The sequence below is a fragment of the Sideroxyarcus emersonii genome, assembly GCF_021654335.1.
Taxonomy (GTDB): domain Bacteria; phylum Pseudomonadota; class Gammaproteobacteria; order Burkholderiales; family Gallionellaceae; genus Sideroxyarcus; species Sideroxyarcus emersonii.
This window is the reverse complement of sequence record NZ_AP023423.1, coordinates 2,539,588-2,560,655: the sequence shown is the minus strand read 5'-3', so window position 1 is coordinate 2,560,655 and position 21,068 is coordinate 2,539,588. Positions and strand designations below refer to the sequence as shown.

At 59.3% G+C, this 21,068-nt stretch carries 24 protein-coding genes; 12 read left to right on the top strand and 12 right to left on the bottom strand.

From position 1 onward, the window contains the following. Positions 1-91: 91 nt before the first annotated feature. A complete protein-coding gene (locus L6418_RS12450; protein ID WP_237247242.1) occupies positions 92-637 on the bottom strand; it encodes a bacteriohemerythrin in 546 nt (181 codons plus the stop codon). 175 nt (positions 638-812) lie between these two features. Between L6418_RS12450 and L6418_RS12445 the strand changes: the two genes are divergently transcribed. From L6418_RS12445 to msrA, 4 genes are all read left to right on the top strand, one after another. Continuing rightward, positions 813-1,520: a FecR family protein gene (locus L6418_RS12445; protein ID WP_237247241.1), complete on the top strand. Its 708-nt coding sequence runs from the start codon at positions 813-815 to the stop codon at positions 1,518-1,520. A gap of 127 nt (positions 1,521-1,647) precedes the next feature. Further along, positions 1,648-2,187 carry a peptide-methionine (R)-S-oxide reductase MsrB gene (gene msrB, locus L6418_RS12440; protein WP_237247240.1) on the top strand — a complete coding sequence of 180 codons (540 nt, stop codon included), beginning with the start codon at positions 1,648-1,650 and terminating at the stop codon, positions 2,185-2,187. Continuing rightward, the gene (locus L6418_RS12435; RefSeq protein ID WP_237247239.1) at positions 2,184-3,887 is read left to right on the top strand and encodes a cytochrome c biogenesis protein DipZ; all 1,704 of its coding nucleotides are present in this window, start codon (positions 2,184-2,186) and stop codon (positions 3,885-3,887) included. The genes msrB and L6418_RS12435 overlap by 4 nt, the downstream gene beginning before the upstream one ends. A 17-nt stretch (positions 3,888-3,904) precedes the next feature. Beyond that, positions 3,905-4,531 carry a peptide-methionine (S)-S-oxide reductase MsrA gene (gene msrA, locus L6418_RS12430; protein WP_269807815.1) on the top strand — a complete coding sequence of 209 codons (627 nt, stop codon included), beginning with the start codon at positions 3,905-3,907 and terminating at the stop codon, positions 4,529-4,531. A 45-nt stretch (positions 4,532-4,576) separates the two neighbouring features. Here msrA and L6418_RS12425 read toward each other — a convergent pair whose 3' ends face one another. Then, positions 4,577-5,713: a PilT/PilU family type 4a pilus ATPase gene (locus L6418_RS12425; protein ID WP_237247238.1), complete on the bottom strand. Its 1,137-nt coding sequence runs from the start codon at positions 5,711-5,713 to the stop codon at positions 4,577-4,579. Positions 5,714-5,746: 33 nt separating this feature from the next. After that, a complete protein-coding gene (locus tag L6418_RS12420) occupies positions 5,747-6,790 on the bottom strand; it encodes a type IV pilus twitching motility protein PilT (protein WP_237247237.1) in 1,044 nt (347 codons plus the stop codon). Positions 6,791-6,842: 52 nt separating this feature from the next. Here L6418_RS12420 and L6418_RS12415 point away from each other — a divergent pair, with 52 nt between their 5' ends. The 8 genes from L6418_RS12415 to L6418_RS12380 all read left to right on the top strand — a co-directional run bounded on the left by L6418_RS12415 (position 6,843) and on the right by L6418_RS12380 (position 12,649). Continuing rightward, complete coding sequence (locus L6418_RS12415) at positions 6,843-7,526, top strand: YggS family pyridoxal phosphate-dependent enzyme (protein ID WP_237247236.1); 684 nt, start codon at positions 6,843-6,845, stop codon at positions 7,524-7,526. Positions 7,527-7,535: 9 nt separating this feature from the next. Further along, on the top strand, positions 7,536-8,348 hold the full coding sequence (gene proC, locus L6418_RS12410) for a pyrroline-5-carboxylate reductase (RefSeq protein ID WP_237247235.1): 813 nt from the start codon (positions 7,536-7,538) through the stop codon (positions 8,346-8,348). Beyond that, complete coding sequence (locus tag L6418_RS12405; RefSeq protein ID WP_237247234.1) at positions 8,348-8,914, top strand: YggT family protein; 567 nt, start codon at positions 8,348-8,350, stop codon at positions 8,912-8,914. Before proC ends, L6418_RS12405 begins: the two co-directional genes overlap by 1 nt. Continuing rightward, positions 8,911-9,195: a DUF167 domain-containing protein gene (locus L6418_RS12400; protein ID WP_237247233.1), complete on the top strand. Its 285-nt coding sequence runs from the start codon at positions 8,911-8,913 to the stop codon at positions 9,193-9,195. Before L6418_RS12405 ends, L6418_RS12400 begins: the two co-directional genes overlap by 4 nt. 153 nt (positions 9,196-9,348) lie before the next feature. Next, positions 9,349-9,633 (top strand): HU family DNA-binding protein, encoded by a 285-nt coding sequence (locus L6418_RS12395; RefSeq protein ID WP_237247232.1) that lies wholly within the window; start codon positions 9,349-9,351, stop codon positions 9,631-9,633. Between the two features lie 122 nt (positions 9,634-9,755). Next, positions 9,756-10,565, top strand: a complete 810-nt coding sequence (locus tag L6418_RS12390; protein WP_237247231.1) for an inositol monophosphatase family protein — start codon at positions 9,756-9,758, stop codon at positions 10,563-10,565. A gap of 156 nt (positions 10,566-10,721) precedes the next feature. Further along, positions 10,722-11,771: a permease gene (locus tag L6418_RS12385; protein WP_237247230.1), complete on the top strand. Its 1,050-nt coding sequence runs from the start codon at positions 10,722-10,724 to the stop codon at positions 11,769-11,771. A gap of 239 nt (positions 11,772-12,010) precedes the next feature. Beyond that, positions 12,011-12,649: a hypothetical protein gene (locus L6418_RS12380; protein WP_237247229.1), complete on the top strand. Its 639-nt coding sequence runs from the start codon at positions 12,011-12,013 to the stop codon at positions 12,647-12,649. Positions 12,650-12,945: 296 nt separating this feature from the next. On the opposite strand, the gene L6418_RS12375 is transcribed toward L6418_RS12380, so the two are convergent. The 9 genes from L6418_RS12375 to aceF all read right to left on the bottom strand — a co-directional run bounded on the left by L6418_RS12375 (position 12,946) and on the right by aceF (position 21,055). Beyond that, entirely contained in the window at positions 12,946-13,971 is a 1,026-nt protein-coding gene (locus tag L6418_RS12375; RefSeq protein WP_237247228.1) for a tetratricopeptide repeat protein, read from the bottom strand. A 271-nt stretch (positions 13,972-14,242) separates the two neighbouring features. Continuing rightward, positions 14,243-14,923, bottom strand: coding sequence for a hypothetical protein (locus tag L6418_RS12370; RefSeq protein WP_237247227.1), 681 nt, complete (start codon positions 14,921-14,923; stop codon positions 14,243-14,245). Between the two features lie 250 nt (positions 14,924-15,173). Next, entirely contained in the window at positions 15,174-16,088 is a 915-nt protein-coding gene (locus tag L6418_RS12365; protein WP_237247226.1) for a FecR family protein, read from the bottom strand. Between the two features lie 104 nt (positions 16,089-16,192). Then, complete coding sequence (gene rng / locus L6418_RS12360) at positions 16,193-17,647, bottom strand: ribonuclease G (RefSeq protein ID WP_237247225.1); 1,455 nt, start codon at positions 17,645-17,647, stop codon at positions 16,193-16,195. Continuing rightward, positions 17,644-18,261: a nucleoside triphosphate pyrophosphatase gene (locus L6418_RS12355; RefSeq protein ID WP_237247224.1), complete on the bottom strand. Its 618-nt coding sequence runs from the start codon at positions 18,259-18,261 to the stop codon at positions 17,644-17,646. Before L6418_RS12355 ends, rng begins: the two co-directional genes overlap by 4 nt. Positions 18,262-18,285: 24 nt before the next feature. Then, entirely contained in the window at positions 18,286-18,756 is a 471-nt protein-coding gene (gene rlmH / locus L6418_RS12350; RefSeq protein ID WP_237247223.1) for a 23S rRNA (pseudouridine(1915)-N(3))-methyltransferase RlmH, read from the bottom strand. Then, a complete protein-coding gene (rsfS, locus tag L6418_RS12345) occupies positions 18,753-19,106 on the bottom strand; it encodes a ribosome silencing factor (RefSeq protein WP_237247222.1) in 354 nt (117 codons plus the stop codon). Before rsfS ends, rlmH begins: the two co-directional genes overlap by 4 nt. Next, entirely contained in the window at positions 19,100-19,765 is a 666-nt protein-coding gene (gene nadD, locus L6418_RS12340; RefSeq protein WP_237247221.1) for a nicotinate-nucleotide adenylyltransferase, read from the bottom strand. Before nadD ends, rsfS begins: the two co-directional genes overlap by 7 nt. Before the next feature lie 3 nt (positions 19,766-19,768). Continuing rightward, entirely contained in the window at positions 19,769-21,055 is a 1,287-nt protein-coding gene (aceF, locus tag L6418_RS12335; protein ID WP_237247220.1) for a dihydrolipoyllysine-residue acetyltransferase, read from the bottom strand. Between the last annotated feature and the right edge of the window lie 13 nt (positions 21,056-21,068).

Here is a 21,068-nt window from a genome sequence, read left to right as displayed (position 1 = left end):
TCGCTTGATTCGGGGAACGGACAGGAAAGGTTACATCGTCTCGAACAGAAAGTTTGGGGGCGCCGACTGCCGGCCGGAAGTTCGAGGGAGGCTACAGGATATCGGACAGCACCTTCAGCCCTGAAACGGCTGCTGCAGCGGGAGCGGACCTGACGACCTGTGCGCCGGAAAAGATGTGTCCGGCATAACCCCTGTCGCTGCCGAGTATGTGTGAGGTCAGCCAGCTGCGCAGGAATTGGACCATCTCGACCTCGGCCGACTTGTTCAGCGAGTGTCTTTCTATGCGGCCCATTTCGGCAAAGAAGCGCTGATGCTCGCGTTTATGCGCCTCCGCCTCCGGATAGCCGAACATCTTCATCAGCGCTTCCTCGAAGGTGAAGTGCATGCTGGCCAGCTGGTTCAGTTCAAGGATGGCATAGTGGGTGTTGGACCAGCCCTGATCGGAGCGGATGGACTCTTCGATGGCAGTGAAACTGCGCAGCAGCAGTTTGTGCTGGTCGTCTATCTCCTGTATCCCGATCGAGTACTCGTTTTTCCATTCCATGATGTGCGACTCCATGCTGATGGCGATCTGGTGGCGGAAGAATTGAAGGTTCCGGCAGATTGTACCGATGCGATAGCCGGCGAAGTCGTACATGAAATTAATTTAATAATAGTCGCAACGCCGACCCGGTTGCCGGCAACATGACTTGCCGGTGTAACCTTTTTCCTGTCTGATGCGAATCACGATGCGGCTGCGGTGGCTGCTGCTCTGCAGCGGACGGAATGTTTTTCGGCATGACGGATGAATCGTGGCAACCAGGGGAGCGAGCATGGATCGAGGCGACAGGGTGGGCAGTGTGCAGCGCAGGCGTTTGCTGCGAGGTGCGGCAGCAGGGCTGTTGGCGACTTTGCTGCCCGCAGCGAAGGCGATGGCGGCGATCTTCAGTCCACCGGCCAGATTGCCGGATACGCAATCGGTCTACCGGGTATCCGGCCATGTGTGGGTGAACGGCAACAGGGTGGATGCGCATACCCGCATCGGACCCAGCGACACCATCAAGACGGCGCCGGGCAGCGAGATCGTCTTTGTGGTCGGCGATCATGCGATGCTGTTGCGCGGGGGCAGCCATCTGGTGATTCAGCCCAGGGAGGGGAACGATGCGGGCTCGCTGTTGATCGGCAGTCTTCGGCTGCTGGCGGGCAAACTGCTGTCGGTGTCGCGCAACAAAGGCATGCGCATCGAAACGCCATCCGCGACCATCGGCATCCGCGGTACCGGGGTCTATCTGGAGGCGGGCCCGGAACGCACCTATTTCTGCGATTGCTATGGCGAAGTCGATGTCGTCGCCAACGGCGATGCGACCAGCAGGGAAACCGTGATCTCTGCGCATCACGACAAGCCGCTCTATATCTACGGCCAAGGGCAGCCGGGCCAGTGCATCCATGCGGCAGGCCGGCTGGCCAGGCCCAACCATACCGATGAAGAGCTGATGCTGGCAGAGGCGCTGGTCGGGCGCACGCCCCCTTTCGTGTCATGACCCTGCCGTGATCCCTGTCATTCTGGTTGTGCAGATTGTGTAACTATTTTCTGCCGGGAGCCGAACTTGGTGGCAGGTACCCCAATCCAATCGGTTGGGCACAATCCGGTCCGCAGGAGATAACATCATGTTACGCAGGGAATTTCTATCCGCCTTATCCGGCATTGCACTGTCCTATGCTGTGCGCGCCTCTGCCGGGACGAACAATATGCAAGTGACCATCATGCGCTTCTCCGACGCAGGCAAGCCGCTGGGGCGCGTCACCCTGGACAAAGTGAACAGGGATGCGGAATGGCGACAGCGCCTGTCGCCGCTGGCCTATGAAGTGACGCGCCAGCAGGGCACGGAACGCGCGTTCTCGCAGCCAGGCTATGACAGGCATGAACCCGGACTGTACCGTTGCGTGTGCTGCGACAATGCCTTGTTCGACGCCGGCACCAAGTACGATTCCGGCACCGGTTGGCCCAGCTTCTGGCAACCCATCGCACCGGAGAACGTACGCACCAGCGAAGACCGCCTGTTCGGCATGACACGCACCGAAGTGCGCTGTGCCTTGTGCGATGCACACCTCGGCCATGTGTTCGACGATGGCCCGAAGCCGACCGGACTGCGCTATTGCATGAATACAGTAGCGTTGCGTTTCGTGCCGCGACCAGACAAGGCATGAACGCCGTGTCGATCTTCCTGCTGGTCTACCTGGGTGGCGTGCTCACCATTCTCAGCCCCTGTGTGTTGCCGGTGCTGCCGTTCGTCTTTGCTCGTTCGGACGGGCCGTTCCGCCGTTCCGGCTTGCCGGTTTTGTTCGGCATGGCGGCGACCTTCGCGACACTGGCGAGCCTGGCTGCGATGGGCGGGGGATGGCTGGTCGAGGTGAACCAGTATGGCCGTTACGCGGCGATGTCGTTGCTGTTCGCGCTGGGGCTGGCGCTGATCTTCCCGGCGTGGTCGGAGCGCCTGATGCGTCCTTTCGTTGCACTGGGCGGGAGCCTGCAACGACATGCGGAGCGGCAGGGTAGCCTGCGTGGTTCAATGTTGCTGGGGGTCGCAGTGGGTTTCCTGTGGGCACCCTGTGCCGGTCCGATATTGGGGCTGGTACTCGCAGGCGCCGCACTGAATGGCGCGAATCTCTACAGTACGGCATTGTTGTTGACGTTTGCCGCTGGTGCCGCCACTTCGCTGACCCTGGCACTGCTGGCCGGCGGCAGGCTGATCGCCTGGATGAAGCTCAGCCTCGGCTTCGGGGAGTGGATGCGGCGAGCGCTTGGCGTGGCCGTGGTGGCGGGCATCGTCGTCATCGGACTGGGCTGGGATACGCGTTTCCTCGCGCGATCTTCCGTACCGGGTACCGCTGCCGCCGAGCAGCAATTGATCGAGCGGTTGGCACAACGGCCTGCTGCAGATCCTGCGACGTGGCGCATGGCTCCAGCGCTGGATGGCGCCACGCAGTGGCTCAACTCCCCGCCGCTGGACGGGCAGAGACTGCGCGGCAAGGTGGTGCTGGTCGATTTCTGGACATATTCCTGCATCAACTGTCTGCGCACCCTGCCTTACCTGAAGGCCTGGGATGAAAGGTATCGCGCGCAAGGGTTGGTCATCGTCGGTGTGCACGCGCCCGAATTCGCCTTCGAGAAGGATGCCGCTAATGTGACGCAGGCGCTACGCGAGCTGGGGATCCGTTATCCAGTGGCGATCGATAATCAATATGCGATCTGGAATGCCTTTCACAACGAATACTGGCCGGCGCATTACCTGATCGATGCCCAGGGGCGCATCCGCCATGAGCATTTCGGCGAAGGTGCATACGGCGAGACCGAACAGATGATCCAGAGCTTGCTCAAGGAAGCTCGACAGGATCTGGCACCCAACCATGGGCTAGTGCAGGTGCAAGGCAGCGGTGCGACTGCGGCAGCAGATAGCGCGGAACGATCGCCGGAAACCTATCTGGGCTATGCGCGGCAGGAGAATTTTTCTTCGCGCGAAGCGATGCGCAACGATGTCGCGGCACATTACAGCGTGCCGCACAGGCTCAGGCCCGATCAATGGGCGCTGAGCGGCACCTGGCGGGTAGGCAGGGAAGCGGCCGTGCTGGGGGCGTCCGGCGGGGTGATCGAATACCACTTCCGGGGGCGCGACCTGCATCTGGTGCTGGGCTCGCATGACGGCAAGCCGGTGCGCTTCAGGGTGCTGATCGACGGGGTGGCGCCGGGCAAGGACCACGGCGCCGATGTGGATACGGCAGGATACGGCGTCATCCGCGAGCAGCGCCTGTATCAACTGATCCGGCAAAGCGGGGGGGCGCAGGCACGGGTCTTCCGCATTGAATTCCTCGATGAAGGGGCGGAGGCATACGCTTTCACCTTCGGCTGACCATGAGGAGGTTTCCCATGTTTGCATTCCACGCTGTGTCCAGACATATTCTTGGGGCCATGGTGCTGCTGCTCAGCCTGTGTCCGTTGCCCTTGCTGGCGTCGGCGGCCGAGCAGTCGGCGGTGTTCGCTGGCGGCTGTTTCTGGGGGGTGGATGCGGTGTTCAGGCATGTCAGGGGCGTGGCCGCTGTCGTCTCCGGCTATGCCGGCGGCAACGCCGCCACGGCACATTATGAGCAGGTGAGCAGGGGCGATACCGCGCATGCCGAAGCGGTGCAGGTGACTTTTGATCCGGCGCAGGTATCCTATCGGCAGTTGCTGCGGATATTCTTCAGCGTGGCCCATGACCCTACCCAACTCGATCGCCAGGGTCCCGATGTCGGCAGCCAATATCGGTCGGCCATTTTTTATACCGACGACGGGCAACGGCAAATCGCGCAGGAGTACATCAGGCAACTGACCGCGGCAGGCACCTACGCCGCACCCATCGTCACCCAGGTGGTGCCGTTGCCAAGTTTCTATCCGGCGGAGGAGCATCACCAGAACTATCTGGCGCTGCACCCCTATCAGCCCTACATCGTGTTCAACGACATGCCCAAGCTGTACGAATTGCGCAAACGGTTTCCGGAGATGTACCGCGAGTGACGCGGACGGGTGCAGGGAAGGGGCGGCGGGGGCCAGTCTCCCGCTTCAGGTCATACGCAGGTTTTCCGTGCCGCTGAGCACGTTCCGGTCCTTGGAAGCCTGGCCTTCCAGCTTGATCTTCAGGCGCAGGTCGTTGACGGAGTCGGCGTTCTTGAGCGCTTCCTCGTAACTGATCGCCCCGCTCTCGTGCAGGTCGAACAAGGCCTGGTCGAAGGTCTGCATGCCGAGCTCGCGCGACCTGGACATGACTTCCTTGATCTCATGCACGTGGCCTTTGAAGATCAGGTCGGAGATCAGCGGCGAATTGAGCAGGATTTCGAAGGCGGCAGCGCGGCCCTTGCCGTCGCGCCTGGGGATCAGGCGCTGCGAGATGAGCGCCTTGATGTTGAGCGACAGGTCCATCAGCAACTGCTCGCGCCGGTCTTCGGGGAAGAAGTTGATGATGCGGTCGAGCGCCTGGTTGGCGCTGTTGGCGTGCAGCGTGGCCAGACACAGGTGGCCGGTTTCAGAGAAGGCGACGGCATATTCCATCGTCTCGCGGTCGCGGATCTCGCCGATCAGGATGACGTCGGGCGCCTGCCGCAGTGTGTTCTTCAGTGCGATCTGCCAATTGTCGGTATCCACGCCCACTTCGCGGTGGGTGATGATGCACTTGTCGTGGTCGTGCACGAACTCCACCGGGTCCTCGATGGTGATGATGTGGCCGTAACTGTTGTGGTTGCGGTGCCCCAGCATCGCGGCCAGCGAAGTGGACTTGCCCGAACCGGTGCCGCCGACCAGGATCACCAGGCCGCGCTTGGTCATCACGACATCCTTCAGCACGTTGGGCAAGCCGAGTTCGTCGAAGGTGGGGATCTTGGTGGTGATGGTGCGCAGCACCATGCCGACGCGTTGCTGCTGCATGAACACGTTGACGCGGAAGCGCCCGATTCCGGGCGGGCTGATGGCAAAGTTGCATTCGTGCGTGGATTCGAACTCCGCCGCCTGGCGGTCGTTCATGATGCTGCGCGCCAGTTCCTGCGTGTGCTGAGATGTCAGCGCCTGGCTGGACACCGGCGTCATCCTGCCGTCAATCTTGAATGCGGGCGGGAAGCCAGAGGTGATGAACAGGTCGGATGCCTTCTGCGAGATCATCCCGCGCAGCAGGTTGTGCACCAGTTCGGTGGCCTGGTCTCTTTCCATAGGGTACCTCTATCGATTCGTCTGTCGGGCCGCTTAGCCCGGGAAAAGATCCTTGTTCACCGCCTTGCCGCGGGCTTCGGCGGAAGACACGATGTTGCGCTTGACCAGGTCGGACAGGCATTGGTCCAGCGTCTGCATGCCGATGTTGCCGCCGGTCTGGATGGCGGAATACATCTGCGGCACCTTGGCTTCGCGGATCAGGTTGCGGATGGCCGGGGTGCAGATCATGATCTCGTGCGCCGCAGCGCGGCCGGAACCGTCCTTGGTCTTGAGCAGCGTCTGCGAGATCACCGCGCGCAGCGATTCGGACAGCATTGCGCGCACCATCTCCTTCTCGTCGGCCGGGAACACGTCGATGATACGGTCGATGGTCTTGGCTGCAGAACTGGTGTGCAAGGTGCCGAACACCAGGTGGCCGGTTTCGGCCGCCGTCATGGCCAGGCGGATGGTCTCGAGGTCGCGCATCTCGCCGACGAGGATCACGTCCGGGTCTTCGCGCAGTGCCGAACGCAGCGCGTTGTTGAACGACAGCGTATGCGGGCCGACCTCACGCTGGTTGACCAGGCTCTTCTTCGATTCGTGCACGAACTCGATCGGGTCTTCCACGGTCAGGATGTGGCCCATCTCGTTCTCGTTGATGTGGTTCACCATCGCCGCCAGCGTGGTGGATTTGCCTGAGCCGGTCGGGCCGGTCACCAGCACCATGCCGCGCGGGAACTCCGAGATGTCCTTGAAGATGGCCGGCGCCTTCAGGTCTTCCAGCGTCAGGATCTTGGAAGGAATGGTCCGCATGACGGCGCCGGCGCCGCGGTTCTGGATGAAGGCATTGACGCGGAAGCGCGCCAGGTTAGGTACTTCGAACGAGAAGTCGACTTCCTTATTCTCTTCGTAATGCTTGCGCTGCCCGTCGTTCATGATGTCGTACACCATGGCGTGGACTTCCTTGTGATCCATCGGGGGCAGGTTGATGCGGCGCATGTCGCCGTGTACGCGGATCATCGGTGGCAGGCCGGCGGAGAGGTGCAAGTCGGAAGCTTTGTTCTTCACGCCGAAGGCGAGCAGTTCGGTGATATCCATATATAATCCTGAGCGTTGAAAACCGAGCTTAATGGCGAATGACCGGGTGATTATGACTGCAATCCTCTCCAACTTGCAAGCGACCCGCGCCGCCGTTTCGCGCGCTGTGGAATCGGCAGGCAGGCAGGTTGCGGATGTGCATCTGCTAGCCGTGAGCAAGACCTTTCCGGCGGAAGCGGTACGCGAGGCATATCGCGCAGGGCAGATCGCTTTCGGCGAGAATTATCTGCAGGAAGCGCTGGAGAAGATCGAGGCGCTGCGCGACCTGCCGCTGGAGTGGCACTTCATCGGCCCCATCCAGAGCAACAAGACGCGCGCGATCGCCGAGAATTTTGCCTGGGTGCACAGCGTGGACAGGCTGAAGATTGCCGAACGCCTGTCGGCACAGCGCCCCGCGCACATGCCGCCGCTGAATGTGTGCCTGCAGGTGAACGTGAGCGGCGAGGCGACCAAGAGCGGTGTCGCACCGGCAGAGGTGGAGCAACTCGCGCGCGAGGTGGCGCGGCTGCCGCATCTCAAGTTGCGCGGCCTGATGTCGATACCATCACCAGCCCCCGGGGAAATGCAGCAGCGCAGGCCGTTCGCGCAGATGCGCGAGCTGCTTGAGCGACTCAAGTCGCAGGGGGTAGCGGTGGACACCTTGTCGATGGGCATGTCGCAGGATTTTCCGGCGGCGATACAGGAAGGGGCGACCATCGTGCGCATCGGTTCGGCAATATTCGGTCACAGAACATAGGAAAAGCAAATGAAAATCACATTCATCGGCGGTGGCAACATGGCGAAAGCGTTGATTGGCGGCCTGATCAAGCGCGGATACTCGCCGTCCAAGATGCACGTTGTGGAAGTCAGCAAGGAAAAGAGTGCGGAGCTGCACAACGAATTCGGGGTCAGGGCGACGCCGGAACTGGCTGTGGCGGTGGCACATGCGGAAGTGCTGATTCTCGCCATCAAGCCGCAACAGCTGCAGGAGGTTGCGCTGCAGCTTGCACCGATCCTGGCCGGACAGCTCGTCATTTCCATCGCAGCCGGTATCCGGACGCAGGACATGGCGCGCTGGCTGGGAACGCACAACATCGTGCGCTGCATGCCGAACACGCCCGCGCTCATACGCAGCGGCGTTACCGCACTGTATGCCATGCCCGCTGTCGTGCCGGAGCAATGCCATCGCGCCGAATCCATCCTCTCGGCGGTGGGCAGCACCTTGTGGGTCGACGACGAAGAGATGCTGGACGCGGTGACGGCGATCTCCGGCAGCGGGCCGGCCTACGTGTTCTATTTCATCGAGGCGATGCAGCAGGCTGCCTATGAACTGGGGCTGGACGAGGCGCAGGCACGGCAGCTGGTGCTGGATACCTTCCTCGGTGCCAGCAAGCTGGCCGAGAGCAGCCAGGAAGATGTCGCGCTCTTGCGCGGCCGCGTGACCTCCAAGAAAGGGACGACCGAGAAGGCGCTGCTCAGCATGGAGGCGAGCCAGGTGAAGCAGGGCATCGTCGCCGCAATCCATGCGGCGGCAGCACGTTCCAGGGAGCTGGGCGACGAACTCGGGAAGGATGCCTGATGCTGGGTGAGACACTGTCGTTTCTGCTGGATGCGCTGGTGCAACCGTTTGCCGCCATCCTGCTGTTCCGTTTTCACGCCGTCTGGTTGCGGGCGCCAATGCGCAATCCGATCGGCGAGTTCCTGATGGCCCTCACCGACTTCGCCGTGCTGCGCCTGCGCCGTTTCGTCCCGGCGGCCTGGAAGCTGGACACTGCCACGCTGCTGCTGGCGTTCGCGGTCGAATTCATCTATCTCGGCGCCTACCTGTGGGTGCAAGGCTATGCGTTTGATTCCTTCCCGCTGGCCGGCTTGCTGGCATGGACGGCCGTCAAGCTGCTGAAGATCAGCATCTATCTGCTCATCGTTACGTTACTCGCCGAAGCCATCCTGTCCTGGGTCAACCCGCACACGCCGCTGGCGCCCATGCTGTTCGCAGTGAACCGGCCGTTCCTGCAGCCGCTGCGCAGCCGCATCCCGCCGGTGGGCAACGTCGACCTCTCGGTGCTGGTGCTGTTCCTCATCTGCCAGTTCATCCTGATCGTGCCGGTCGGCGGTCTCGAACAGGCCGTGATGAGACTGTTGTGAGCGGGTGGTATCGCCGCAACGGCGGCGTACTCACCCTGACTTTGCACATCCAGCCTGGCGCAAAGCGTACCGATGTGGCGGGGTTGCACGGTGAAGCGCTGAAGATACGCCTTGCCGCACCGCCCATCGAGGGCCGGGCCAACGAGGCACTGCTGAAATTCATTGCCGAATCTTTCGGCGTGCCGCTGCGCCAGGTCGAACTCAAGCAAGGCGGCCAGTCGCGCCATAAAGTGGTGGCAATCACCGGCAGCACGGTCGAACCGGAGAGCCTGCTGGGCTGATCCCGTTGCGCGATTTGCAGGGGGCTGGCCTGTTCGGCAACCCGAGCGCCGTGCATCGAAAGGGGGTGTTTGGCGTTGTCCCTCTTGCCAACCGGCAAAATATACTCAACAATCCGCTCCGGTACTTCAACCGCAACCAAGGAGCATATACGCATGAACCGTAAAGAACTGATTGACGCACTGGCAACCAAGACTGGCAGCAGCAAGGCTGATGCCGACCGTAACATTGCAGCGCTTATCGATATCGTGACCGCTACCCTGAAGAAGGGCGACAACGTCGCTCTGGTTGGTTTCGGTACGTTCGAAGTGCGCAAGCGTGCAGCTCGCAATGGCCGCAATCCGTCTACCGGTGCAGCTATCAAGATCAAGGCTTCCAAGCAGCCCGCCTTCAAGGCCGGTGCAACGCTGAAGGCCGCGGTCAACGGCGCAAAGAAGTAATCGCTGGAAACAGCGTTGATTAAAAAGGCCAGCTTCGGCTGGCCTTTTCGTTGCTAATTTCCAACGGTAGTAAATGCTGTGAGTTGCTGGCGCACATGACCATTTTTGGATTTGACTCTAGCATGAATCCAACCATCCGACAGCAATGGCCCCTTTTGCTCGACTCTGTTCGTGAAACCGCACGCGATATTTTTCAGCGCGCGAAAACAGGCCGACAGATCACCGAGCGAAAGTCCGATGGCAGTTTGCTCACCGCAACCGACCTCGCACTTCAAGAAGATATCAGCAAGATTTTATTCGACCACTTTCCCGGCATTCCTGTTCTAGGCGAAGAGATGGCTGAAAGCGAACAGGCGGCCATTTTGGCAACGGGCAATTGCTGGCTGCTGGATCCACTGGATGGCACCAGTAATTTCAGTCACGGCATTCCGGTCTATTCAGTGAGCCTTGCGCTGATGCAACAGGGAGAGGTGGTTGCCGGCTTGGTGTACGACCCCAATCGAGACGAATGCTTTCAGGCGCTGAAGGGCATGGGCGCTTACCTCGATCAACAGGCACTCAACCGCCGCAATGACGAGCCAGGCAGGCTAGAACACGCAATGGCCATCATAGACACCAAACGCCTGCCGACCGGTCTGACAAGCGCCATTGCCACAGAGCACCCCTATCATTCGCAACGCAGTTTTGGCTCGGTGGCACTGGATTGGTGCTGGCTTGCTGCAGGAAGGGTACAAACCTATCTGCACGGCAAACAAAAGCTGTGGGACTTCGCGGCAGGTGCCTTAATCGCCCAGGAGGCGGGTTGTCTGACGGCTACCATGCAGAATGAGCATATTCTCGGTTCGCCGCTTACTCTAGCAGCGCGCTCCGCTGTCGGGGCCTGTCCATCGCTTGCGACAAGCTGGCCCGAGTGGATCCGGAGACACAGTTGACCAGCCGGAGGTGGCAGTTCGAAGGTATGGCGGTCATCGGTTTAAATCTAAATCAGCAGCCGCAAACGGCCAAAAGTAGTCGTTGAAATCGGGCTACCATTAGCATTCCGTGGCAAGGCATAGTTGCCAATGCCGACTTATAGTAGAAAGTATTCCATGCAGACCAGATCAAACGAAAAATCCCTGTCTCCCTTTACTGGAGTGATGATTTTTGCTCTTGTGGCCATTATCGGGTTCGCCTATGTCAAATGGGCACCCTATTATGCCAAGGCACTTCTCGCTCAAAGCCAGCACACCATAGGCGATTCAATTCTTTCTGGGAAATCAGCTTCTGCGCCGCCCGCATCATGGAACGCTGCAGCAGATTACGCCATGGCCTATGGCAAGGCAATCTGGAAGGCACTAGTCCTTGGTCTTGTGCTGGGTTCTGGCATCAAGGTGCTTCTGCCGAGTCAGTGGGTCAGTGCAATGCTTGGTCGCATGGGTTTCAGGAGCACCGCCATGGGCGGTCTTTTCTCCATTCCTTGCATGATGTGTACCTGCTGTGCCGCACCTGTGGCCGTTGGTATGCGGCAAAGCCGGGCATCTGTCGGTAGTGTCGTTTCCTGGTGGATGTCGAATCCGGTGTTGAATCCTGCGACCTTGGTGTTCATGGGGTTCGTATTAGGATGGGGATGGGCCATCTTCAGAATTGTGTTTGGCATTGCGATGGTGCTTGGTGTCGCTTATCTGGCGGAGCGCTATGCTGGATCGCATGAGGCAGATACTCTTGAGCAGGCTTTACCCCCTGATGCTGTGTCTTCAAACGGCAGCTTCATGGCTCGTTGGTTGCAGGAATTACTGACCATGACGATCAGACTCGTACCGGAGTATCTCATTCTCGTGCTTCTACTTGGTGCTGCCAGGGCCTGGCTTTTTCCGGTACTCGATGTGCATGATGGCATCGTCTGGATCGTTGCGATGGCACTCGCCGGCACGCTGTTTGTCATCCCCACTGCGGGGGAAGTGCCCATAGTGCAAGCGATGTTCGCATTAGGCATGGGCGCCGGCCCAGCAGGAGCGCTCATCATGACGCTGCCTGCGGTCAGCCTGCCTTCGCTGGCAATGCTAGGCCGCATCCTGAGTCTACGAACCCGTCTTGTGATTGCATGCGGAGTAGTGCTTTCAGGCATTGTTGCCGGCCTTATCGCGACGATCTTATTTTGATGTGGAAATATCCTAAGACTTTACGACGTCCGCCATCTGACATTTTGGATGGTTGAACGGATTAGGTCGAGACGTGAGAATTAATGAGTATCGAATGGCAGCCAAGTGGAAGGAAGCAGACTTTGTACCAATAAAGTCAAACAGTCAAAATCCGGCCTTAACGGACGGTCATCGGAACGTCCTGCTAGTGATTTTATAGCCATAAAAACGGCGCAGTTATCATTAGGGCGTAATAGATCATGAATAGAACACTTGTTGTGATGCTCTTATGCTTATCCGCATCTGCTTGTGGAACATACGGTGAAAGTCGAATTGCTCAGGTCGATTCGAAAACAGGATTGCTCCAATCTGATAGAGAAGTCGCAGTTGCAAGAGTGGTAGTTTCAAAAAAACTGGCGCTTGGTCCGTATCAAGATTTGGTTGTTATTTCTAAGGATGATTTTAGTCCTATGAATTCCAACTTTAAGACGGATAACGTAAAACAACTAAGAGCATTAAACTATTTTAGAGATGTAATTGGCTTTGATGACCTTCAGCAACTAGTCGTATCCAACAATTTACAAAACAAGGTAACGACTCTGAGCAATTGGGGAGGAGTGAGAGATCTTTATCGATCTTACAAACCGTTCCTGGTTATACATTTCAAATGCATTGAGAGTGGCGACATCTTTTATCGGCTCACGGTCACTAATCCAGATACTTTGGAAAATGTATTTGTTAGCGAAGTTGAGGTGCATTCCAAAGTTGGATACGGATTGATGGGGCTGTTTACGTTGGGTGCTGGCATGAACAGTGGCAATAGATGTACTGGCTATGATTCGGATACCCGTTACCCACTCTTCAATTCACTAATTTTGTGGATAAATCAGAACAAGTAGATTTCACAAATAGCCTATATATTTTTCGGAGTGGATTGTTCCTAAGCAACTGCCAAGGGAATTTTAGTAAAGTCGAAGCCGTCCATCCTTGATTTCTACGCTACCAGAGATCGCATTCCGGTAGCGTGCAGGATGCATATAGCCAAGCGCAGGGTGCTGGCGGCTCTCATGGCAATCGCCCTTTCTTGCAGCAACTAGAGCCCGTGCTGTCAAGGGAGCCTCGGAAATTCAAAAAAGGCGCGGCTTGTTCAAATCCGCTGGCATGTATTTGCCTTGCCCTGGTTGATTTCGTCGCATTAGTTATACCATGCCGAGTTCATCTTTTCCGGCAGGGCCGGCAACACTTGGCGTCGCAAGGTGATTGCGACTGGCTCGTTTGCCCCCGGTCGCTGCACGAGCAATCGTACTTCGGTGCCTGGTTCACCACGCAGGCGACGAATGGCTTCACCTGCGGACAGACTTTTTACCTCGACACCATCGACAGCAAGCACTAGGTCCCCATTGTAAAGATTGGCCAGTTCCGCCGGTGAACCCTTGGCAGTGTTGACCACGCTCAATTCTCCTATCCAGTCTTTCTTGGACATCATGCCGTGAGCAGTGGTCACGATAGCGCCGATGCCTGCAGAGGGCAGTGGCCCTAGAAAAACAAAGTGAACGACTCGCCGCTCCAATACGCTCACTTCTCGACATGTATCTCCGGTGTCGAAAGAGAAAATGAACGGCGCCGATGTGAGGGTTTTGTAGCGTGATTTGGTAAATTGCAAGGTCACGGTGCCGTGAGCTGCGTCCAGTTCACCTTGTACATCGCCGGTCTCCGCTGGCACCGTACATTTATCGACCACGGTTTCAGCACGCTGCCAAGTGCCTGTCAGCTTGATGCCGCGCAATTCCATATTGAAAGCGATTTGTTCCATGTCGCTGATAGGCATCCCAATGGAACCCAATCCGGGACCATAGTAATAGTCCACATCGGGCTGGAAAGGCCTGACTGTCGTGGACAGCAGCCACTTGTTGCCATTGATCTGTAAGCGATATGGCGTGCCATCACTTTCCACCCAGATGCCGCTGCTAGCCTGCTCTTTGACCATCTGCTCCTGTCGATATTCCAGCTTAATGATCTCGTCACTGACTTTTTGCTTGTCGGCCGCATTGGGCGAAAGGGCCAGATAGCGCCGGTAACTGGCAATCGCTTCATCTAGCTTTCCGGTCTTTGCCAGTATCGCCCCCAGGTTGTACCAAGCCTCTGGCATTTCGGGTGCGATCTCGGTAGCTTGGCGGAATTCGTCCGCTGCCCGAGCCAGATCGTCCATATTCTTGGCCATCTCGATGGCAGCTGCGCCACGTACGACATGTCGGCGTGCGTCTTCAGGTGTGCCGAAGGCTCGGGCTCGAACTGGTTCGTCGGATTTAGCCTCCGGCATCGCAGTCACGGGCTGAATAATTGGCGCAGGAGCTGCGTCTGCAGGAGTGCTTCTGAGCGGTGGTAGTTCAGGCGCAGAAGCGCAACCAGTCAGTACGACTAGCGCGGTGCAGATTGCAAATTGGTTCAGTCTTGTGGCATACATTCTGAGTACCTCCATCATTGTTTACGAATCAAGGTGTGCCTTGGCGCTCTCGCGCTGCCTGCGCCTGTTGTTGCAGTTTGTCATACTCTGCCGCTGTTTTTTGCCGATCTGCACGTGCCTTGGCCAACGCCTCGCGTGCACGACGCAAAGCATCGCTTTCGACCGGTGCTGTCTTGATCTCTGCGTTGGGGGTCTTTTCCTCGCGCTTTACTTCGGCTTCGAGTTTTGCGATGTCGCGGTCTTGGCGTTTCAGTCGCTGTTGTGCGTCGCGCTGGCGAGCCAGTAGCGAATCGAGCAATTGCGATAGCAAAACCGGATCGCGGGGCAATTCATCGCCAACCGGTACGGGTGCAGAAACTTCAGGCACGCTGGGGGATGCGGGCTGACAATCTTCGGAATTTTCGAAATCGTCTTGAGCGCCTTGTACCAACACACTTGATCCAAGTCGCGCTGCATCCTCGCGCTTTGAGTTGGACGAAGCCCGCTGTACGCAATCCAATTGGGTGCGTGCCTTGCCAACGGCCTTGGCCGCCGGTATTTTGATTGTCAATCCCGGGGAGGGCTGGGAAGTGCCTTTGATTTCTTGGAGCAAGCCTTGGCTGGTCTGTTGTGCGGAGAGTACTTCTGCACGTTCTTCGGCTTGCTGCTGCGCGCGCATTTTCTTTTGTGCGCTGTCATTTTCCTTGGCCGCTTTATCTACAGAGGACATGCCGCCATTGGTAGCTCCATGCGTTGGTGGATAAAGGCCCGGTACATAGTAGCAACTGCCTCTATAGGAACTCGCATTGCTTATAAGTGCCGCTTTACATTCCTGCTCGGTTGCGACACAGCCACGTGAGCTGCTGGAACCGGACTGCCGTGCCAGTGACAGGACGCCAGCTGAGTAATCTAGGCAGTATTCTGCATGCGAGGATGCAGCCAAGAAGAACTGCATCGCAGCGACAAAGCACGCAAGGGACCTAGTTCTCAACATGATTAGAGCTCCATGGCGGATCGTCAATATCCGAGGTGAATGATTGTGGGGCTGGCCAGGTTCCTTGTTGCGGAATATTCAATTGTTCACCGGATTTGACAAGAACCTCGACACCATCAGCGGCTGGTGGAGACACCGCTACAACGCCGCTGTAGACTTTAATCACGTCTCCATCCAACTTTCGTGCAAGGGAAAAATCGGTTCCTCGCACGCCGCAAACGGCTGCAGGGGTGCGAACTTCAAATCGCTTACCCAATTTATTTTTCACCAAGACACGCATGCGCATCATTCCTTCATCCAGTTGGGCCGAGAAATCGCCGGACATGTTGTCCTGAGTTACCATGTAGGAGGAGTTTTCAGACAGTAAGACCTCGGCATCTCCTCCGGATACGAACAGACGCACTTGCGCATTCGAGCCGGTTTCGATGCGCTCACCGGTACGTAAAGGAGTCAAGTCCTGTGGTACAGACGAGCCATTCTGGCTATGACGACGCACTTCGCCTCTATCTACCACCAGCAAGGCTGCTGGCCGACGGTTGGTGTGGGTCCAACCCCGTAAATCTTCCAGAGTCTTGTTACGAGCAACCAACAGGGTTCGTGCCAAAGACAGATTGCGTTGTGTCTCGCGTTCCAGTGCCTGAGCCTGTTGTACTGCTTCGCTGGCTACTGTAATTGCGGCCTGATCATGTGCGCGGCCGGCCTCGGCTTCGATAGCGTGCGCCACCCGCAAATCAGCCTGAGCATTTTCTACTGCCCGCTCTGCTGCAGCCACAGCACCCAAGGCCTGGGTCTGCAGAGATTCGACATGGACAATCGCGCGGGTCAACGCATCTTCTGCATTTGCTGCTCCTGTGAATAGACACAGGAGCAGCAAGGGAAGCGTGCGCAATATGGCTTGCATAAGAGAAATGGAATACCGGGCCCGTACGAGGCAAAGTATCAACGAATACCAAAATTAGGTCAACGCAACCTTATCGGGCAATAGAGGCGTTCAGGTAGCTTTGATTACATCAGGATGACATCGTACTGCTCCTGCGAATAGAGAGTTTCCACTTGCAGCGAGACGGGCTTGCCGATGAAGTCGGACAGCATGGCGAGGCTCTGCGACTCCTCGTCGAGGAACAGGTCGATGACCTGTTGCGAGCCGAGGATGCGGTATTCGCGCGCGGAGAACTGGCGCGCTTCGCGCACGATCTCGCGCAGGATTTCGTAACACACCGTCTGCGCGGTCTTGACCTCGCCGCGACCCTGGCAGGTCGGACAGGGTTCGCACAGTACGTGGGCCAGGCTTTCACGGGTGCGCTTGCGCGTCATTTCGACCAGGCCGAGCGAAGAGAAGCCGCTGACGCTGATGCGGGTGCGGTCGCGCGCCAGCATCTTCTTGAATTCTTCCAGCACGGCATCGCGGTGCTCCGCCGTATCCATGTCGATGAAATCGCAGATGATGATGCCGCCGAGGTTGCGCAGGCGCAGTTGCCGTGCGATGACTTGCGCCGCTTCCAGGTTGGTCTTGAAGATGGTGTCGTCGAAGTTGCGTCCGCCGACGAAGCCGCCGGTATTGACGTCAATGGTAGTGAGCGCTTCGGTCTGGTCGATGATGAGGTAGCCGCCGGATTTCAGGTCGACCCGGCGCGACAGGGCTCGCTCGATCTCCTCCTCGACTCCGTACATGTCGAACAGCGGCCGCGTGCCGACATAGCGCTCCAGCTTGGGCACGGCGGCGGCGATGTAGTCGGTGGCAAAGGCCATCATGCGCTCGTAGGTCTCGCGCGAATCGACCAGCAGCCGGGTGGTTTCTTCGTTGACGAAGTCGCGCAGCACGCGCAGGCTGATGTCCAGCTCCTTGTACAGCAGCGCAGGGGCGGCCAGCCGCTGCGATTGCTGCTGCAGGTTGCTCCACAGCTTGTCGAGGTAGGCGACATCGGCACGCAGTTCGCTGTCGGTGGCCGATTCGGCCATGGTGCGGATGATGTAGCCGCCCTTCTGTTCGACGGGCAGCACCTGCTGCAGCTTGGCGCGCAGTGCTTCGCGTTCTTCTTCGTTCTCGATGCGCTGCGAGACGCCAATGTGCGCCTCCTGCGGCAGATAGACCAGCAGGCGTCCGGCGAAACTCAGTTGCGTGGACAGGCGCGCGCCTTTGGTGCCGATGGGGTCCTTGATGACCTGCACCAGCAGGCTCTGACCTTCGAACAGCACCTTCTCGATCGGCTTGACGGCATCGCCGTTGTGCTGGTTCTCCCAGATGTCGGCGACGTGCAGGAAGGCGGAGCGTTCCAGGCCGATGTCGATGAATGCCGACTGCATGCCGGGCAGCACCCGCTTCACTTTGCCGACGTAGACATTGCTGACCAGGCCGCGCTGGCTGCCGCGCTCGATGTGCAGTTCCTGCACGACGCCTTGCTGCATGACCGCAACGCGCGTTTCCTGCGGGGTGACGTTGATCAAGATCTCTTCTGTCATGGTGCGGGATATCCGAATAGTTTCAGCAATTCTACCGTCTCGTACAGCGGCAGTCCCATCACGCCGGTATAGCTGCCGTCGATATGCTTCACGAAAGCTCCGGCATGTCCCTGGATGCCATAGGCGCCGGCCTTGTCGTGTGCTTCGCCGGTGAGCAGATAGTGGTGCATGCGCTCTTCGCTCAGGGTGTCGAAAGTGATGGTGGTGGTCGACAGGCGCATCTCCAGCCGGTCTTCGAAGGCCATGGCGACGGCAGTCAGGACCTGGTGCTGTGATCCCGACAGCAGGCGCAGTATTTCGGCGGCATGTTCGTTGTTGTCCGGTTTGCCGATGATCCTGCCTCCCAGCGTGACGGTGGTGTCTGCCGCCAGTACCGGAAGCAGCGGCAGGTTGCGCATGGCCAGGGTTTCCCATCCGGCGCGCGCCTTCTCGCGGCAGATGCGTTGCACATAATCCACCGGTATCTCGCCGTCGTGCGGCGTTTCGTCCACTTGTACGAAACGGCGAGGGTCGTCGCGCAGCAATAGCACCTCGTAGTGCACGCCGATCTGCTTGAGCAGTTCGCGGCGGCGCGGGCTTTGTGAGGCGAGGTAGATGTGCTGATGTTTGATCATGACGACAAGACAGGCGGTTCCGGATTATTCCCTGTGGTAGGGGTGATTGTGCATCAGGCTGTGCGCCCGATAAAGCTGTTCCGCCAGCAACACGCGCACCATGCCGTGCGGCAGGGTGAAGGCCGAAAGCGCCAGCAACTGTTGCGCGGCCTGCTTGATCGACTCATGCAGGCCGTCCGCACCGCCGACGATGAAGGCGACATCGCGACCTTGCCGCATCCAGTCCTGCATCTGCTGGGCGAGTTGCCTGGTGGTGGGCGTGGCGCCGTGTTCGTCGAGCGCGATGCACAGTGCGGAAGCGGGCAGGGCGGCCTTGATGCGCTGCGCTTCGGCGTCCATGATCTGCGTGGCGGTCTTGCCGCTGGTGCGCGGCTCCGGCTTGATCTCGATCAGCTCGATCTTCGCCTCGCGCGGCATGCGTTTGGCATATTCGTTGAAACCCTCGGTGATCCAGGCGGGCATCTTGTTGCCCACCGCGAGGATCAGCAGTTTCATTTTGCTGCGTGCGCGCGCACCTTGGGGTGCGCGCCCCACAATTCTTCGAGGTTGTAATAGGCACGTACCGGCGGCTGCATGATGTGCACCAGCACCTCGCCGAAGTCGACCAGTATCCATTCGCCGCTTTGCTGTCCCTCGACGCTGAGCGGGTCTTCGTTCAGCTCCTTGAGCATTTTTTCGACATTGTCTGCCAGCGCCTTGGTCTGGCGCGTGGATTGGGCACTGGCCACGATCATGCGTTCAAACAGGGGGCTCAGCTTGCTGGTGTCGATGACTTCGATGTCGAGCGCCTTGACGTCTTCCAGGGCGGCGACGATGGCCCGGGTCTTTTCTTCTGTGCTTAGCATGTGCGATACAGTTGGTGAGTGTTGATGTAATTGACCACGGCATCGGGCACGAGGTAGCGGACATTCCTGCCTTCCGCGCAACGGCGGCGTATGTCGGTGGAGGAAATTTCCAGGGCCGGCATGTCGGCGACGAAGATCGCGCCGTGCGGCGCTTCGTGCAGGGCACTGGCACCCGGCGCCAGGCGGGCGCGATATTCGGCCTGCAGCGCGGCATCGCTGGAATTCATCGCGTTGCCCAGCGGCGGGCCGCCGGCGCGTTGCAGCACCACAATATGCGCCAGTTCGAACAGCCTCTTCCATTCGTGCCAGGTGTGCAACTGCAGGAAGGCGTCGCCGCCGAGGATGAGGCACAGCGGTTGCTGCTCGCCGAGTTCGGCGCGCAATGCGGCAAGTGTGTCCACGGTGTAGCAGGGATCGGTGCGGAACACCTCATGCACGTCGACGAGGAAGTCGGGATGGCCGTTCAGTGCCAGGCGTACCATTTCCCAGCGCGATTTCGCCTCTACCAGCGGGGCCGCCCGGTGCGGCGGCGTGCCGCAGGGGACGAAGCGCACCTGCGCCAGGTCGCACTGCTCCAGCGCTTCCTGGGCGATACGCAGATGCCCATGGTGAATGGGATCGAACGTGCCGCCGAGGATGCCGATGGGAGCGGTGCTCACCGGTTACAGTGCCAGACGCCGCATGTCCGACAGCACATGGGCAAGGTAGGTGGTGAAACGCGCTCCGGCGGCGCCGTCGATCACCCGGTGGTCATAGGACAGCGACAGCGGCAGCATCAGGCGCGGCACGAACTCGCCATCCTTCCACACCGGTTTCATGCTGGAGCGCGAAACGCCGAGGATGGCGACTTCCGGCGCATTGATGATCGGCGTGAAAGACGTTCCGCCGATGCCGCCCAGGCTGGAGATGGTGAAGCAGCCGCCCTGCATGTCTGCGGCAGTGATTTTCTTCTCGCGGGCGCGGGCCGAGACCTCGCCCAGTTCCTTGGCCAGCTGCACGATGCCTTTCTGGTCCACGTCGCGGATCACCGGCACCATCAGGCCGTCCGGCGTATCCACGGCCACCCCGATGTGGATGTATTTCTTCACGATCAGGTTCTCGCCGGCGGCATCCAGCGACGCGCAGAAATCGGGGAAGTGCTTCAGCGTGATGGCACAGGCCTTGAGCATGAAGGCCAGCGGGGTGATCTTGATGTTCTGCTTGGCGTATTCGGCACCCAACTCTTTGCGGAAGGCTTCCATCTCGCTGATGTCGGCTTCCTCGAACTGCGTGACATGCGGGATCATCACCCAGTTGCGGTGCAGGTTGGCACCGGACAGTTTCTTGATGCGCGACAGCGGCTTGCTTTCCACCGCGCCGAACTTGGCGAAATCCACTTCCGGCCACGGCAGCAGGCCGGGCAGTGCGCCTCCACCCGTGGCGGCAGCGCCGCCAGCCAGCGATTTCTTGACGAAGTTCTGCACATCGTCTTTGGTGATGCGGCCTTTTTCGCCGCTGCCGCCAACCAGCGCCAGGTTCACGCCCAGTTCGCGCGCGAAGCGGCGGATGGACGGGCTGGCGTGGGCCTTGCCACCGGAGGGGGCGACCGTTGCGGCCGGCATTGCCGGTGCCGCCGCAGCCACCGGGGCGGGCGCAGGAGCTGGCGCCGCCGCGACCGGCGCTGCGGCCTGCGGCGCAGGTGCCGCTGCCGGGGCGGCCGCTTGTGCACCGCTGCTTTGCATCAGGACGATCAGGTCGCCTTCGGATACCTTGTCGCCGACTTTTACCTTCACTTCCTTGACCACGCCGTCGAACGGCGCCGGCACATCCATGGTTGCCTTGTCCGTCTCCACGGTGATCAGCGCCTGCTCGGCGGACACCTTGTCGCCGGCTTTCACCGCCACTTCGATGACTGCAACACCCTTGAAATTGCCGATGTCCGGCACCAATACTTGTCTGATTTCTGCCACGCTGGTCTCCTCG

Excerpts from the sequence above, each read along its gene's own strand:
- L6418_RS12450 (WP_237247242.1), bottom strand. The coding sequence starts at position 637 with ATGTACGACTTCGCCGGCTATCGCATCGGTACAATCTGCCGGAACCTT.
- L6418_RS12445 (WP_237247241.1), top strand. The coding sequence starts at position 813 with ATGGATCGAGGCGACAGGGTGGGCAGTGTGCAGCGCAGGCGTTTGCTG.
- msrB (WP_237247240.1), top strand. The coding sequence starts at position 1,648 with ATGTTACGCAGGGAATTTCTATCCGCCTTATCCGGCATTGCACTGTCC.
- L6418_RS12435 (WP_237247239.1), top strand. The coding sequence starts at position 2,184 with ATGAACGCCGTGTCGATCTTCCTGCTGGTCTACCTGGGTGGCGTGCTC.
- msrA (WP_269807815.1), top strand. The coding sequence starts at position 3,905 with ATGTTTGCATTCCACGCTGTGTCCAGACATATTCTTGGGGCCATGGTG.
- L6418_RS12425 (WP_237247238.1), bottom strand. The coding sequence starts at position 5,713 with ATGGAAAGAGACCAGGCCACCGAACTGGTGCACAACCTGCTGCGCGGG.
- L6418_RS12420 (WP_237247237.1), bottom strand. The coding sequence starts at position 6,790 with ATGGATATCACCGAACTGCTCGCCTTCGGCGTGAAGAACAAAGCTTCC.
- L6418_RS12415 (WP_237247236.1), top strand. The coding sequence starts at position 6,843 with ATGACTGCAATCCTCTCCAACTTGCAAGCGACCCGCGCCGCCGTTTCG.
- proC (WP_237247235.1), top strand. The coding sequence starts at position 7,536 with ATGAAAATCACATTCATCGGCGGTGGCAACATGGCGAAAGCGTTGATT.
- L6418_RS12405 (WP_237247234.1), top strand. The coding sequence starts at position 8,348 with ATGCTGGGTGAGACACTGTCGTTTCTGCTGGATGCGCTGGTGCAACCG.
- L6418_RS12395 (WP_237247232.1), top strand. The coding sequence starts at position 9,349 with ATGAACCGTAAAGAACTGATTGACGCACTGGCAACCAAGACTGGCAGC.
- L6418_RS12390 (WP_237247231.1), top strand. The coding sequence starts at position 9,756 with ATGAATCCAACCATCCGACAGCAATGGCCCCTTTTGCTCGACTCTGTT.
- L6418_RS12385 (WP_237247230.1), top strand. The coding sequence starts at position 10,722 with ATGCAGACCAGATCAAACGAAAAATCCCTGTCTCCCTTTACTGGAGTG.
- L6418_RS12380 (WP_237247229.1), top strand. The coding sequence starts at position 12,011 with ATGAATAGAACACTTGTTGTGATGCTCTTATGCTTATCCGCATCTGCT.
- L6418_RS12375 (WP_237247228.1), bottom strand. The coding sequence starts at position 13,971 with ATGGCCAAGAATATGGACGATCTGGCTCGGGCAGCGGACGAATTCCGC.
- L6418_RS12370 (WP_237247227.1), bottom strand. The coding sequence starts at position 14,923 with ATGTCCTCTGTAGATAAAGCGGCCAAGGAAAATGACAGCGCACAAAAG.
- L6418_RS12365 (WP_237247226.1), bottom strand. The coding sequence starts at position 16,088 with ATGCAAGCCATATTGCGCACGCTTCCCTTGCTGCTCCTGTGTCTATTC.
- rng (WP_237247225.1), bottom strand. The coding sequence starts at position 17,647 with ATGACAGAAGAGATCTTGATCAACGTCACCCCGCAGGAAACGCGCGTT.
- L6418_RS12355 (WP_237247224.1), bottom strand. The coding sequence starts at position 18,261 with ATGATCAAACATCAGCACATCTACCTCGCCTCACAAAGCCCGCGCCGC.
- rlmH (WP_237247223.1), bottom strand. The coding sequence starts at position 18,756 with ATGAAACTGCTGATCCTCGCGGTGGGCAACAAGATGCCCGCCTGGATC.
- rsfS (WP_237247222.1), bottom strand. The coding sequence starts at position 19,106 with ATGCTAAGCACAGAAGAAAAGACCCGGGCCATCGTCGCCGCCCTGGAA.